General features: G+C 59.1%; 12 protein-coding genes and 1 pseudogene. 9 read left to right on the top strand and 4 right to left on the bottom strand.

All coding sequences use genetic code 11. The features are described 5' to 3' along the window. Positions 1-24 precede the first annotated feature (24 nt). Positions 25-267, bottom strand: a complete 243-nt coding sequence (locus tag ILT44_RS15955; RefSeq protein ID WP_204240592.1) for a hypothetical protein — start codon at positions 265-267, stop codon at positions 25-27. A gap of 161 nt (positions 268-428) precedes the next feature. On the opposite strand from ILT44_RS15955, the gene ILT44_RS15950 reads away from it, so the two are divergent. Beyond that, positions 429-1,352, top strand: coding sequence for an amidoligase family protein (locus tag ILT44_RS15950; RefSeq protein ID WP_204240591.1), 924 nt, complete (start codon positions 429-431; stop codon positions 1,350-1,352). A 776-nt stretch (positions 1,353-2,128) separates the two neighbouring features. Next, a complete protein-coding gene (gene hemA / locus ILT44_RS15945) occupies positions 2,129-3,385 on the top strand; it encodes a 5-aminolevulinate synthase (protein ID WP_204240590.1) in 1,257 nt (418 codons plus the stop codon). Positions 3,386-3,518: 133 nt separating this feature from the next. Here the strand turns inward: hemA and ILT44_RS15940 are convergent, their stop codons facing one another. Continuing rightward, complete coding sequence (locus ILT44_RS15940; protein ID WP_201861287.1) at positions 3,519-3,806, bottom strand: hypothetical protein; 288 nt, start codon at positions 3,804-3,806, stop codon at positions 3,519-3,521. A 1,309-nt stretch (positions 3,807-5,115) separates the two neighbouring features. Between ILT44_RS15940 and ILT44_RS15930 the strand changes: the two genes are divergently transcribed. The 3 genes from ILT44_RS15930 (at position 5,116) to ILT44_RS15920 (ending at position 7,846) form a co-directional block, all read left to right on the top strand. Further along, the gene (locus ILT44_RS15930) at positions 5,116-5,451 is read left to right on the top strand and encodes a hypothetical protein (protein WP_201861289.1); all 336 of its coding nucleotides are present in this window, start codon (positions 5,116-5,118) and stop codon (positions 5,449-5,451) included. Continuing rightward, the gene (locus ILT44_RS15925; protein WP_201861290.1) at positions 5,448-6,407 is read left to right on the top strand and encodes a CAP domain-containing protein; all 960 of its coding nucleotides are present in this window, start codon (positions 5,448-5,450) and stop codon (positions 6,405-6,407) included. The genes ILT44_RS15930 and ILT44_RS15925 overlap by 4 nt, the downstream gene beginning before the upstream one ends. Positions 6,408-7,063: 656 nt before the next feature. After that, positions 7,064-7,846: a PRC-barrel domain-containing protein gene (locus ILT44_RS15920; protein WP_201861291.1), complete on the top strand. Its 783-nt coding sequence runs from the start codon at positions 7,064-7,066 to the stop codon at positions 7,844-7,846. 362 nt (positions 7,847-8,208) lie between these two features. On the opposite strand, the gene ILT44_RS15915 is transcribed toward ILT44_RS15920, so the two are convergent. Continuing rightward, on the bottom strand, positions 8,209-8,808 hold the full coding sequence (locus tag ILT44_RS15915; RefSeq protein WP_201861292.1) for a PRC-barrel domain-containing protein: 600 nt from the start codon (positions 8,806-8,808) through the stop codon (positions 8,209-8,211). Between the two features lie 415 nt (positions 8,809-9,223). Between ILT44_RS15915 and ILT44_RS15910 the strand changes: the two genes are divergently transcribed. Next, positions 9,224-9,463, top strand: a complete 240-nt coding sequence (locus ILT44_RS15910; protein ID WP_201861293.1) for a hypothetical protein — start codon at positions 9,224-9,226, stop codon at positions 9,461-9,463. Positions 9,464-9,606: 143 nt separating this feature from the next. After that, positions 9,607-9,879: a hypothetical protein gene (locus tag ILT44_RS15905; protein ID WP_204240588.1), complete on the top strand. Its 273-nt coding sequence runs from the start codon at positions 9,607-9,609 to the stop codon at positions 9,877-9,879. A 19-nt stretch (positions 9,880-9,898) separates the two neighbouring features. On the opposite strand, the gene ILT44_RS15900 is transcribed toward ILT44_RS15905, so the two are convergent. Beyond that, on the bottom strand, positions 9,899-10,699 hold the full coding sequence (locus ILT44_RS15900; RefSeq protein WP_204240587.1) for a DUF421 domain-containing protein: 801 nt from the start codon (positions 10,697-10,699) through the stop codon (positions 9,899-9,901). A 942-nt stretch (positions 10,700-11,641) separates the two neighbouring features. On the opposite strand from ILT44_RS15900, the gene ILT44_RS15895 reads away from it, so the two are divergent. Both ILT44_RS15895 and ILT44_RS32140 read left to right on the top strand, forming a co-directional pair. Further along, complete coding sequence (locus ILT44_RS15895) at positions 11,642-12,187, top strand: PRC-barrel domain-containing protein (protein ID WP_204240586.1); 546 nt, start codon at positions 11,642-11,644, stop codon at positions 12,185-12,187. Positions 12,188-13,185: 998 nt separating this feature from the next. Next, positions 13,186-13,326 (top strand): annotated as a pseudogene (locus ILT44_RS32140) (IS630 family transposase); the annotation flags it as partial. Positions 13,327-13,471 lie beyond the last annotated feature (145 nt).

The following is a 13,471-nucleotide window of genomic DNA, read 5'->3' as shown; positions in this document are numbered from 1 at the left end:
GGCTTATCGCCGCTCCACAACGACTTACTCACCCTCGATGACAAGACCACGGCGTGGGCGCCGCCCCGCCTGACGCAGCCCGCGCCTGACGTACAGATGGAGGGCGAGGCCCACAACCAGAGCCAAGGGCAACAACAAGATCATCGCCGACACCGCAACGAAGAGGACAACCACCCCAACCGAGACCAAGATGGTCAGCCGGGCAACAGCACTCCAGAAGCGATGTGCCCCCCGGGCATCCCTGAGATCCCTGAACGAAGCCCACATTGTAGCTTTCCTCCTCCTGCGAGATGCATGCCTTAAGGCAGGGTGGAGCGAGACACTATCATCCACGCCATGAGGCAGGGATGATCGGCGTATTACGATTCCGTCATGTCGCCTGGTTGTCCATTGTCATTGGCCTTGGCTGTGACCATGTCCCGCAAGTCATGAATGATCTTGCAATCGCCACCGAGACATCGAGCGCTCCCATCCGAACGGCCCCGGGCGGCGCCATACGTCGCGTGGGGGTCGAAATCGAGTTCATGGGGCCGAGCGCGCGCGTCGCTGCCGGCGTCATTGCCGGCGCTCTTGGTGGCTCCATCGATGCGGAAGACGCTCACGCCTTCAGGATCAGCGGCACCCGTCTCGGTGACATGAGGATCGAGACGGACCTCCGTTACGTGCATCCCCAACGACATCCAAACCTCGGGCTGAGGCTGGGCCACCGGGCGGCCGCATGGCTTGGCGCGGTGGTGTCCCCGTTCGTGCCCCGGGAACTCGTCACAGCACCGTTGCCCATTGATCGGCTGCCGGAGCTGGATGGGCTCGTTGACATCCTGCGGGACGCTGGAGCGCACGGAAGAGGAGCGGTGCTCCTGGACTCGCTCGGCCTCCATTTTAACATCGATCCACCGCGTCTCGATGCGGCAACGATTGCTGCTTTCCTGAAAGCCTTCCTCATCGTGAGCGAACGCCTCCGGCGGGACATCGCACAGGGACGCAGGCGGCTCGCGCATGCTCTCCCGCCCGATTACCCGCAGGACTACGTCAGACAGGTGCTTGCTCCTGACTACTGGCCCGACCTGCCCGATCTGACCATGGATTACCTGGCCGCAAACCCGACCCGGGACCGGGCTCTCGATCTTCTGCCGCTCCTTGCCTACCTGGATGATGAACGAATCCGCTCCGTGCTGCCGCACGAGAAGATCGGTGCCCGTCCGGCCTTCCACTATCGCCTCCCGCAAGTGCACCTGAGTGATCCTGACTGGAGCATCATGCCGGACTGGCATCGCTGGCTTGTCGTGGAGGGGCTCGCGTCCGACTTGGAGAAACTGTGCGCGATAGGAAGAGCCATGTCGGCGTGCCACTAGATTTGTTGATTCCATCGCAGCAACATTATCACGCAACCCTGAAAGACCGCTGGCCGTTCCGGTATCTCTAGCAGGTGGAGATTCGGGTGCAACGGGCGGAGCTGGGGTTAGGATCCAGGCAGACGAAAATTCCCTAGGTGTAGCGGAAACGCCGCTTGTGTGGTGGCCTGCCAACAAATGGATTGATGAAGGATGCGACATGGCAGGAACGTCAAGACCAGTGAGGAGCTCGACATTCCTGGTCCTTTGCCCGAGCTTCCGGAACTTGATCCCGTCCCATAGGATGGGAGCCCTGCAGACCACAAGGGTCCGTCACCGGACGATGTACCTTTCGTGCCACCGCCGGGCACCCAGTAAGAGCAACAGCATCCGGATCGTTGAGGAACTCATTCCCCTATGGAGGTCCTCCGACCCGATCTACGACCGGCGTCGGACAAGAATGCCTCATTGTCGACCGCGTGGACACCCGGGCAAGGTGTAGACAAGTGCAGAGCTCCGGCACTGGCTCATTCTGTGGCTCCAAGACCATTGGCTTGGTACGAGAGCGTACCTTAGATCACGCTTCCTCGAACCCTGTGCTATGTTCGTTGTTCCTCCAGTGTACTGACGCAGGTGAACACTCAAAGGTCGACACGTCCAGTTAGCTCCAGCAGGCCGAGCTCTCTCGAGCACAAGCTCACAAGCGAGGCACGATGCCTTTACAAACATTCGCTTGATACTCAGGATCGAGCGGGAGCGGCAAACGCTCATTATTTCTCGATTGTGCCGAGGTCGACATGTCAGCGCGCCTCCCTGATGCTAGCAAGCACATCTATCACACATGTTTTCAAGAAGCCCTCGACCGCCTCCAGGCGGAGCGCCGCTATCGCGTCTTCGCCGATATCGAGCGCCTGGCCGGGCGTTATCCCCAGGCGCTCTGGCACTCCCCGGAGGGCCCGCGCCCCATCACGGTCTGGTGCTCCAACGACTATCTCGGCATGGGCCAGAACCGGGACGTGACCCGCGCCATGGTCGAGACGGCCTGGCGCCTCGGCACCGGGGCCGGCGGCACCCGCAACATCTCGGGCAACAGCCACACCATCGTCGAGCTGGAGGCGGAGCTGGCCGACCTGCACGGCAAGGAAGCCGCCCTGGTCTTCACCTCGGGCTATGTGTCGAACCAGACCGGCATCTCCACGCTCGCCCGGCTGATCCCGAACTGCCTGATCCTGTCGGATGCGCTCAACCACAACTCCATGATCGAGGGCGTGCGCCAGTCCGGCTGCGACAAGGCGGTCTTCCGGCACAACGACCTTGCGCACCTGGAGGAGTTGCTTCAGGCGGCTGGTGACCGGCCCAAGCTGATCGTGTTCGAGAGCGTCTACTCCATGGACGGCGACGTGGCGCCCATCCGCCAGATCTGTGATCTGGCCGAGCGCTACGGCGCCATGACCTATATCGATGAGGTTCATGCGGTGGGCATGTATGGCCCCCGCGGCGGCGGCATCGCCGAGCGCGACGGTGCCATGCACCGGATCGACGTGATCGAGGGCACCATGGCCAAGGCCTTCGGGGTGATGGGCGGGTATCTCACTGGCACCAAGGCGGTGATGGACGCCATTCGCAGCTTTGCTCCGGGCTTCATCTTCAGCACGGCCCTGCCCCCGGCGGTGGCCGCCGCCGCCATGGCGTCGATCCGGCACCTCAAGGCGTCCTCCGCCGAGCGCCAGCAACAGCAGCGCCAGGCCGCCCGTACCAAGGCGGTGCTCAGCAGCGCAGGCCTGCCGGTCTTGGACACGCCGACGCATATCATACCGGTGATGGTAGGCGATGCGGAAGCCTGCAAGGCAGCCTCAGACCGGCTGCTGGAAAAGCACGGCATCTATATCCAGCCGATCAACTACCCCACCGTGCCCAGCGGCACTGAGCGCCTGCGCATCACTCCTGGCCCATTCCACTCCAACGCCCATATCGACGCCCTGGCTGCCGCCTTGGTCGAGGTCTGGAGGACGCTCAAACTCTCTCCTCCACTACCATCTCGCCGATCGGCTTAAGTTGGAACAACGCACTGTATAGGGCAGCAATGGCGTTCCACGTGCGCTATGCCTAGCCTTCCCGCAATCTTGCTGACTCGAACGCCCCGCACAAAGAAGCGACGAGAGTGCAGAACTCCCCGAGAAATCTGGTTCAGGGACGAAGCTCCGAAAAGTCTCGTATGTCTCTAGTCCTTCCTGGTTTCCCAGAGCTGAGAACCTCGGCATTCCCAAGCCACTTGCGGGCCGCTTCGAGTGTGCCGAAGGTATGTTCCAGCTTTGTAAAAGGATGGGGCCTCTCTCCAGACGGCAGGTCAGCCAACAACTCTACTCTCCATTCTGCCTCCCTGCTGTCGTCATCGCGGACGACGCCAGCCACGACGACACCGTTCAGGAGCACATCGTAGCTTCCGGGCGCCAATCGAGAAAGTGTGTACACCATTTCTTGCATCTCCTCTTCGCCTTCGGATCTGCATTGCGCCGCTAGATGACCTCTGTGGCTTGAAGCTAAACGACTGCGAAAGCCGTTCAGACATGCCATGCGATGGAGTAAGGATGCGGGGTCCGGTCCTGGTACAGAAGCGCATGTCGTTAAGAACGCCGTCGTGCCCGCTCCCTGCCGGGTATGATGTCTCTTCACCCCTGCTGCAATTTTCGGTGAATTATCATGGGTGACGCTGGTCTGTCCGGGCCCCGGCAATATCGTCCTTCTCCCTATCGTCTATCTGGTGCACCTATGCTCAAAGCGTCGAACAGGATACCGATGCCAGTCGTTCCCAGGTAAAGCAAACGATCTGCTCTTTGCCTGTACGGCGCTGGACCATTTAGCTCCAAAGGGAAGGCATCATAGTAGGCCAGGAGCCATTCCTACCTACGTTCAAGTGATGCCTGCTAGGCCTGAGATTTATGTTTGTACAGGCAAGTTGGTTCCCCGCTCTGCATCGGTGAAGCATATGCTGCACCTAGACGTATGGGTCTGGGAACGAACTGTCAGGCAGTGTCCCAGCCCTCTGATCCTTCGAGCCCCAATCCTCCTTGGAGTCTCCCTTCTTGGGCGCGACACTGTTTCGGCGAGTTCAGCCGTCCTGGCGAGCACGCCCGGGAGGTGCAGTTTCCCGACCACGATCTCGCCCGGCAATAACCTATCGTCCATAGCGCGGCGCTGGCGCACGACCTTCTCAGCTTTCGTGGACGCCAACCCGCACCCTCACGCCCCCAACTTCCTGGCGATCGGGGCTGCGCTGGCCCTTCCACAGAACTCTCCTGAGAACGTGGTCTCCCGCACCAGATTTGTGGCAGAAACTCATGTCATCATAGTCAAGCTGTCAATTCTGGATCTGGAACGGCGTGTCACTATCACGGAGCCGAATCTGGCGCCGGGGCGCCTGTCTGGATTGAGGGCGGCACCAGCCGCTCACCGAAGTACCAGGTGCGCTTCCGGCGAATGCACGCTACGCGGCAGGATAACTCCGCTGGCGCTGTTTCACCGGCCGGCAGTCCAAGATGAACTATGTTCCCGAGCGTACCCTTCTTAGGGTACGGCCGAGGCTTAGAGGAACACTCCCGCAGCCCTCATGTTTGCCATGAGAGTAACTTCTCCAGCCCAAGATTTGGAAACCAAGATCAATACTGCCCCGGACCGAGGATGGCGAACGATCTTGCGAGTTTACTGGTTCAGATACGATCAGCGGCACGGGATGGCGCTTCGGGGTCGAGATGATGTCAAGGCCGGTTGAATTCAGGAGACGAAGATGCCAGTGCTGTCAGATCCATTCTGCCGCCAGCCTCTCAGGCTGCTCCTTCTCGCCGCGTCGCTCGCCGGCCTCCTACTGGTATCTGGCGCTGTGAGAGCGGAGATTTTCGAGGGCGACGAAGCATATGAGTCCTCGGACGAGGAGATGGAGGGTGAAGAGGGGTCATTCGGCTTTCAAGGGGATGACCCTCCGTCCATTCAACGCGGTATTGACGCCGATGACCACCTTGCGAGGAAACTGAGGATGAGATCCCCAGCGAGCTGGGCGGCGAAGGTGAGGACGACTAATGTTGCTGGGTTCGACACTAACACCACGAGTGGACTGCAAGGATGAGACGCCTTAGTTGTCTCGCCTCGGCCCTCACTATTGTTGCGAGCCTCGTCGGCTGGTCCGTTCCAATGACTGCGGCTGAGACGGGCAACTTGGATCAGCTTCGGCAGAAAGCTCTCGAACTCGTCAACGAGGAGCGGCAGGAGCTCGGATTGGAGCCCCTCTCGCTCGGGCCGGCTCTGAACGAGGCGGCTCAGAGCCACGCACAGGACATGCTGCAGCGAAACTACTACGCCCACACATCCCCGCAGGGCAATACGGTCGCCGACCGCTACTCCAAGGCCGGTGGCAGCCGTTGGCACATGACGGCAGAGAATATCGCACGTTGCCAGGGGTGCCCCTCCCCACTGACGGAGGAAAGCGTCGCGAATCTGCACAGGGGTTGGATGAACAGCCCACCACATCGCGAGAACATCCTGAGGAGAGGTCTAGATCGGTTCGGGTTCGGCATCATAGCCGCCCCCAATCAAGCTCTCTATGCCGTTCAGACCTTCGCGGGGGCCGGCACACCGAGAGAAATGCAGCCAGGTGGAGCGTCCATAGTGACAGGGGCCGATGATCAGACCGCTCTGGCACTCCAACAGATCAACAGAGAGCGTCATGACAATGGCCGCGGGCCCCTGGAGGCCGATCCGACCTTGGCCCGCGCCGCTTCGAGACTGGCCCCACAAACCGACCAGGATATGTCGAATTTTGATCTCCAGGGTCGTCTCTCAGCTGTCCTGCCCGCAGATGCACCCCGCAACTGGCAATCCTTGGCCGCAGTCCTGGGGCGCTGTGGGGGATGCGGCATGGAGCCAACCGAGGGTGACATTCGGCATTTCGTCGGACAATGGCTTGAAGACCCGGGCTATAGAAGCCGCCTCCTGAGTCGCGATTTCACTCACTTCGGGCTTGCGCTTGAGACGAACGGAGACGGGCTCAAGACGGCGTCCGCTGTCCTCGGACAGCGGCGGTGAGGTCCAGCGTCCCTGCTTCCAGACACCAATTGAGAGCGTGTGCACGGCATACTCTCCACCTCCTCTTCAATATGGATCCGAACTGCACCAACGGGCAAAATCCACGTTCAGGGCAAGGAGATTGCCGCCTCAGAAGGTGAAGAACCCGCCTGCCCGGCAGCCTCTTAGGGCCCGGCTCAGGTTGGCAACCGTGCTGATCCACCATCTCACCATCGGATGCTACGGTGATAAACATGCACGTTGCACCCTTCACCTAAGGCACTCTGTACGTATGAATGATGCCCTCTGGGTGGCACGTAGTCTGCACGATGCTGCTGCATGTGGCTACCCGTGGTGCTGCAAGGTGGGTTTAAGTGGCAAGTGTTGGACAAATGCGCATAAGGTATAGCATAGAAGCCTTCCTTGCCGCTTATTCCTTGCTGATGCGGCCAAAATCTTTCCTTGCATGAAGGCTGCCGAAACGTTTGGCTCTGAACGCAGTACAGGTGTGTACCGGGAAGCGACATCTCCCCTCGGCGCAGACGGAGCATCTGCGGCATTCACACGTTTCATCAGCAGTGGCCGTGTGCGTTTCTTCAGTCGGAAGCAGCCCGTTGTCATGAAACACGAAGATCCTCGCACTCGATGCGACGTTCTCAATTCAATGGAGTTAAAGCATGCGCGAACTCTCGCTCAAATTATCAGCGGCTTTGGTCCTCCTGGCATTGCCTGTTGCCGCCCACGCACAGCAAGGTCAAGGCGCAACGAAGTCAACGCCCGCACCAAAACCCGCCGCCGAAGCTACGAAGCCTGCGTCTCAGCAGGGCCTCTCCCTCATCTCAAAGGATGCCGCAGATAAGGTTAACCTGATCGGTCCTGATGTGCTGTATAAGGGCTGGCGCGCTGCGGCGTTGCTCGATGAGGATGTTTATGGTCCCAAGGGTGAACAACTTGGTGAGGTCGAGAACATCCTGGTCGGCCCCGATGGAAAGATCACTGCCCTTGTTGTAGTCGGTGGTGGATTCCTTGGCATCGGTGATGCGGCATTCCGCGTAGCGTGGAACAAAGTTGACCTAACGGCCGCACAGGACGGGATCAAGGTTTCACTGACCGAAGAACGTGCAGAGGATCTCGGTCTCTTCGACGGGCCAAACTGGGTCGCTACTGGCCCACGGGAGTGGCGCGTGTCCGAGCTGATCGGGGACTACGCCCGGCTGCGGAATGGTCTCGGCTTCGGCTACGTCACTGACATTGTGTTCAGCCGCGACGGACAACTCATGGCGACCTTGGTTAACCGGGATGTCGCTTACGGCGCGGGCCTATATGGCTATCCGTACTATGGCTGGGGATATGGTTGGTACCCGACGCTCGACTATTACGCCTTGCCCTACGACAGCCCGGAACTTGCAGCGGCGGCCCCGACTGTGGCCTACGACAAGTTCAACGACGACGTCCTCTGACCAAGGGGCATCCGGGGATTGGTGGCAATCCCAATCCCCGGTCAATGCATCTTTCTGGTCATTGAGACCCTGAGCGCCACTGTGGCTAGCGTATTCCATTTATGGGCGAGCACGCACGGGATGGTCGCTGGCTCTTGAGGCATGCTCTATGGAGTGCGACAGTTGGAGTGACGGGAGGTAGCAGTTCACTACTCACCACTTGCTCCAAAAACCCTCAACATGCTATTGGCGCCGTCCCCCTCGGAATCCGCCACACGGACCACCCGCCTGTATAGTTGCCGCAAGTTCTATGAAGTGCTCTCGACGTTGCGGCTGTATGGACGCTTGGCACCGCGAGACCTTGGCGACTGGCCCTCTTGCTGTCAGGGCCGGCGCCGGATATCCCCAGCATCAGTCGCAGATGCGACGTAGCGCAGAACAGCAACGAGTTCAGTGCTCCGAAGCGACCGGTACACTCCGCCGTTAGCAGGGACTGCAGGCATCGCAAGAAGATCCTGCTCTCCAATTCCGGGTAGCAGCAGCCGTCCGCCGTCCAGCGTTATGCGCTCTAGAGGTATAGCCACCTGCTTGTTCCCCGGCCAACGAGGGCCACGGTATGTCATGAGCACATAGATACGCTGGTCCCCTCCCAGCGCCAAGCGGTTGACGTTGCCCACCTGCTCACTCTTTTCGTTGAACACATCCATTCCTACGAATTGTTCGGCCCGAAGACTTGCATGCCTTGGGGAGCGGGTCTGCAATGTCACCCCGGTGTCGACGCATGCCTTGTAGCGGCTACCCTGCCGATATACGCGCATTTTCTGGAGCGCTTCATAGGCCTCGGCAGGTGCCATGCCTTCGAGTGCGCTGATGAGCCGATCACACTCTCTGCGCCCCTGATCACCCTGCGCATGGCCAAGGCTCATAAATGATCCTGCGAGCGCGGTGATCGCCAGCGACCCAACCAAGATGCGCTTTCCCATCGAAATCCCTCCTCCGAAGGTCCCCATGGCCTAGGCCACAGGACGACTGTTCCAAGCACCTGATCCCTCGCTCGCTCATGAGGATGGTGGTGCTCTTTTGTGAAGAGCAAGACGACTGATGGATCGTTCCCGTTGCGCCTCAACACTAGGTACGCTCGCGGACGATCTTCCACTCAGAGGAAGGAGCGAGATGTTATTCGGCGAGAAGGCAGCACCCAACCCCTGTATAAATGGCGGCCAAGCATGAGGATACCTGTACGTTCTTGCTCTGAGATTAACCGACCATCGGCGTCTTCTAGCATTTCACGCCGGTGTGGAACGGCTTCACATGCGGATCAATTGCCTACTAGGGACCGCTGCCATACTGGACATTGCCCGGCAACCCCGACAGCCAATTTGAATCGAGGAGGACAGGATGCGTCTTCCCGCGTGCGCTACCACGCTTGCGCTTATGGCCGGACCATCCATGGCTCAGACCTCGAACCTTTATCGTTACTACAACAATCCTATCGACGCGACGGAAGAGCCGGCTGCCTGCTTCCGGAATGCCGACGTCGTGGCACTTGAGGACGTGGAAGTGATGATCCTTGAAGGCGAGGAGCTCGGCAAAAGCAAGAATGTAGTTGGGGCCCGTCCGGGAGCTTGTTTGCTGTAATGGAAATCGGGGCCTCGACGTGGCGAGGGAAAGGCGCCGCATTGATCTCAGCCGCATGTACTGGCACGGCAACAACTTAATGCTGCACACCACAACCAAGGCGGAAATCGACGACCTGCCGAAACGGCAGGGAGATCGGGTATGTGGAGCTCGTCGATGAGGATGAAGACCGAAGCGACATTGAAGTATTGAGACTTGGCATGACTGCCATAGGGCTACGTTACAACCTGATCGAGACGGCCGCCGACCGTGCGGTAGCAGGCGTGGTGGGGACGACCCAAGTCGAGCTTGGCGTCGATCTGGCTGGCACACGCTTGGTACGAGCTTGGGCAGGGCATAAGTGTCAGATGCTGCTTTTGAAGCCGGAAGGTGCTCACACGACGGCTGCTCTTTTACTGCCTCCTGCCCTTTGGTGATCAATCCAATGAGGGATCGTCACTCGGACGATGCAACGTTCGTGAGCGCCTCATGAGCGCTGGTCACGGCCCGGACCCACTTCCCGCATTGGCAGACTCGACAACCTGGGAACGTTCCGCCTGAGGCGAAGGACGCTGCATAGCCGCATTCCCAGCAGGTGTAACAGCCCCCGATCAAGACAGTCTCCCTCTCCTTGTAAGTTCGCAGCGGTCCTTCCACGCCCTCAGGCAGCAGGGGCAATCCGGCTCGTGCGTGGGTGGGTGGTTGCCGGAAGACACTGATCTTGCCGCTCGGCTCCAGGTAGGCCCGTTCAACATCTCCCAGTTGTTGGACTCCAGCACTTCTCAGCGTCTCGAACAACTCCTGCCGGGCGATACCCTCCCGTCCCATCGCCCTGAGGTCCATGATGCCATCTCGCACGAGGCGGACCGCATCTGTTGAGAGCAATTCCTCCGCATACTTTGACCGCTGCGTCAGGTGCGCCACACCCCGCGTCAGAATCACGATACCAGTGACCGCTACCAGAGCGTGTAGCAGCGGGACGTTTGGATAGAACATCGGGTCGCCGACAGCAGAGCCCAGGGCGATGATGATGACGAAGTCGAAGGGAGCGAGTTGTCCCATCCCCCGCTTTCCAATCGCACGGACAACGAACAAGGCGCAGGAGTAGACAATCGCTGTCCTCAGAACGATCTCCGCCAGGAAGATCCAAGACATCTCGCCGAGGAGGATACGATGCAGATCGAAAACATATTCTCCCTTCATGATGCTTCCTCCAGCCTTTGCCGATTCGGGCCTAAGCACTTCCGAATACTTCAAGTAGCTCTTTCGCAGAGCCTCGGTGGACGTCTGGCTTTTTTGGCATCGTACGGATCGCACTTTACTGACTGGCGTGATGCAGGAAGTGCCAAGCCCGGCCACAGATCTCAAATTACCTCAGGTACCAGACCAGGGAGATGGTAACGAACAGTTCAATGTCATCCGTGCGCGTCGAACGTCTCCGTTCAGGTCTTTCGCATAGTCTCGGGCGCAATGCAGGCGAGATTATTCGTTGAGCCTGCCCCGGGATCTCGCCGCGCTGACGAATTGAAAGAACTCGGTACGATCAATGACCGTGCGCTGAGTTGCCCGCGGCCAGCCTGATTGACGTATCCGGCAGGTGGAAGCAGTGTTGGGCTGCTATCACGGAGGCAACAATGCCTAGTCATTCGGAAGTAACGGGTGAGGCGCCGCGCCAACGCGCAGTCCATCAGCAGAATAATCAAATGACGGGATTGGAGGATATGATCGACCGTCTGAAGATCCTTAACCGATGCTCAGACGATCTTGTGCATGCCATCCGTCACATGATGGACTAGCTCTGACAAGGGGGCCTAGCGGCCCCGGACTGATCGAGCGGAATGCGTCCTCACCCGAACGGCTCCCCACCTGGCGGAGTGCTGTCTAGTGTGGAATGCCAAGGTTACAGCCGCAGCAACCGGCAACACCAGTTCCAGCCAATGCTGTATCACGAACTCTGACATCTTGCGCTCCGTAGGTTGTGCACGCGGCGAGAAGTGTTCGAACACGGTTCGTATGGATATAAAGATCCAACGGACCATGCCGGGGTGAGTTCGCAGGGCTGAGCTGAAGCCCCTATAGATCATGTACGGCAGCGGACGGAGTTCGGCGACCACGCACAGCCTGACCGACGCGATCCTAGAACCCTGATATCTCACAGTCGTTAGCTTTAGGAAGCCACTCGGATCCAAGGAGTTTGTCATGAGACATAATCTGGTTCCAATCATAATTCTTTCAACGCTCCTGATCTCCGATGCTACTGCGCAACAGACATCAACAGTTGCTCCAACCCTTCCGGCAGCCAGCGAGCAGAGTGCCGGGTTCGCCGGACCATTAGATGCACCTGGACCAATTCACTTCCTGCCCCGACGCGATCCTTGGGTCGTGCGGGCCTCGGATCTCCTCAACGAAAGGATCTACAATCCAAAGGGCGAGGATGTTGGCGAAGTTGAGGACGTTCTCATCAACAGGAATGGCCGGATTGAGGCTCTTGTGATTGAGGTGGGCGGCTTCCTCGGCATCGGTGAGCGCCGGATCGCTGTTTCTCCGCAGGCCATTCGACTTGATCCACATGAGATGACTGCAACCACTGGTACTGTTCCGAGCGTTGGGCTATCTCCAGAGACACAAGGTGCGGTAAAAGCAAGAGACGACCACAGGATCAGCAAGGCGATCGTACCGGAAAGGATGGTATTGACGCTATCGGTCGACCAACTTCGAAGCGCACCAGCGTATGTCGACGAATAGAAGGCAAGTCGTCTGACCTGATACGTCAGTGGTGAGCGATGGTCAGCTTATGCAGATTGAGCAGGTTATTGATGCAGTTATGTTGAAGTAGCCGCTCGTCTCCTGACCGCAGGCTTCCTGTTGGTAGAAGCGCACTACGAAGACGATGAGCCCTGTTGGATCGCGCCCGACTGACATATGCTGTTCGAAGGTTGGGCAGGGTATGGGCGTTCTTCCGTGCAACTGCGCGCGACCAAATCATAGATTATGGTTGGCAATGGAACGCAAGTCGACGGGCGTCGCACATCGCAAGGAGATGACATAATCGTAATCTGCCGGACAAGTCGCCGTAAGCAATTGGTTGCTATTCAGTGCAATGGACTTGTCATCTTACCCATTGATATCTGCATCGGGCATGTGCATTCCAGCATCGGAGCCGGAAGTTCAATCGGCGTGGATCCGGTAACGCTCCGGAATCAGCCGTCCACCTATGCTTGAGCTGTGAATGCACTGGAAAGGCCTATGGGCTTTGGATCGTACTTCCTCAGGAGGAGGAGGTCATTAATGTCGTACAAACAAGACGAACTGTTGCCACGCACGGATGCATTCACTCCCTGTCCCCACCGGATTGAGTGTGAGTTGATTGGCGCCTACGTTCGACTCGGGGTTACGCCACCCTGCCCCGATGGGTCGCGAACAGTGGCGCTGATCGGTGTGAGGCCGCTCAGGGTGCGTCTGACCGAGTTGCCAAGGGGATGTATTCCCTCGACGATGCCACCGTTGTGGCTCGAGATTTTCTCGCCGGAGGGAGAGACCATAGACGGTTGCGGGTGCTTCGACCTTGGGGAAGCTGAGCTGACGGACGCAACTCAGGTCATCATGGATGCCATTAAGGAAACAGCAGTGGCGTAACCGTGCAAAGGGCCGCGATTGATGTGAGCGTGTAAACCGCCTTATTAATGATCTTCACGAAAGCGGTGTAATATAGGGCGGTGTCGATCCTCGTGAGGAGGTGCACGATGGGTGACAACGTTTGGCGCCCGGCGCATCTGACGCAGGGACAAATGGAGGAGCGTCGTCTGGCGGCAGCGACGCTGCTGCGGCAGGGGCGGCTCTCCCAGGCGGAGATCGCCCGACACCTTGGCGTGAGCCCGGCCAGCGTCTCGCGCTGGGCTGGTAGGCTGGCGCAGCAGGGCCGGCGCGGCCTGGAAGCCCAACCCATCCTAGTTGTCTGGATGCGAGACCTCCTTGGCGTGAGCGACGACCTGGAGGGCTTGAGGCAAAGCGTGTGGATCGGGTGGCTTG

Origin of the sequence: Microvirga arvi, from assembly GCF_016892765.1 — a bacterium.
Classification (GTDB): Bacteria; Pseudomonadota; Alphaproteobacteria; order Rhizobiales; family Beijerinckiaceae; genus Microvirga; species Microvirga arvi.
Note: the sequence above shows the minus strand (reverse complement) of the source record. Positions and strands in the feature narration are given on the sequence as shown.

Coding starts and splice junctions, on each gene's coding strand:
- ILT44_RS15930 (WP_201861289.1), top strand. CDS start 5,116: ATGCCAGTGCTGTCAGATCCATTCTGCCGCCAGCCTCTCAGGCTGCTC.
- ILT44_RS15925 (WP_201861290.1), top strand. CDS start 5,448: ATGAGACGCCTTAGTTGTCTCGCCTCGGCCCTCACTATTGTTGCGAGC.
- ILT44_RS15910 (WP_201861293.1), top strand. CDS start 9,224: ATGCGTCTTCCCGCGTGCGCTACCACGCTTGCGCTTATGGCCGGACCA.
- ILT44_RS15915 (WP_201861292.1), bottom strand. CDS start 8,808: ATGGGAAAGCGCATCTTGGTTGGGTCGCTGGCGATCACCGCGCTCGCA.
- ILT44_RS15955 (WP_204240592.1), bottom strand. CDS start 267: ATGTGGGCTTCGTTCAGGGATCTCAGGGATGCCCGGGGGGCACATCGC.
- ILT44_RS15895 (WP_204240586.1), top strand. CDS start 11,642: ATGAGACATAATCTGGTTCCAATCATAATTCTTTCAACGCTCCTGATC.
- hemA (WP_204240590.1), top strand. CDS start 2,129: ATGTCAGCGCGCCTCCCTGATGCTAGCAAGCACATCTATCACACATGT.
- ILT44_RS15940 (WP_201861287.1), bottom strand. CDS start 3,806: ATGGTGTACACACTTTCTCGATTGGCGCCCGGAAGCTACGATGTGCTC.
- ILT44_RS15950 (WP_204240591.1), top strand. CDS start 429: ATGAATGATCTTGCAATCGCCACCGAGACATCGAGCGCTCCCATCCGA.
- ILT44_RS15920 (WP_201861291.1), top strand. CDS start 7,064: ATGCGCGAACTCTCGCTCAAATTATCAGCGGCTTTGGTCCTCCTGGCA.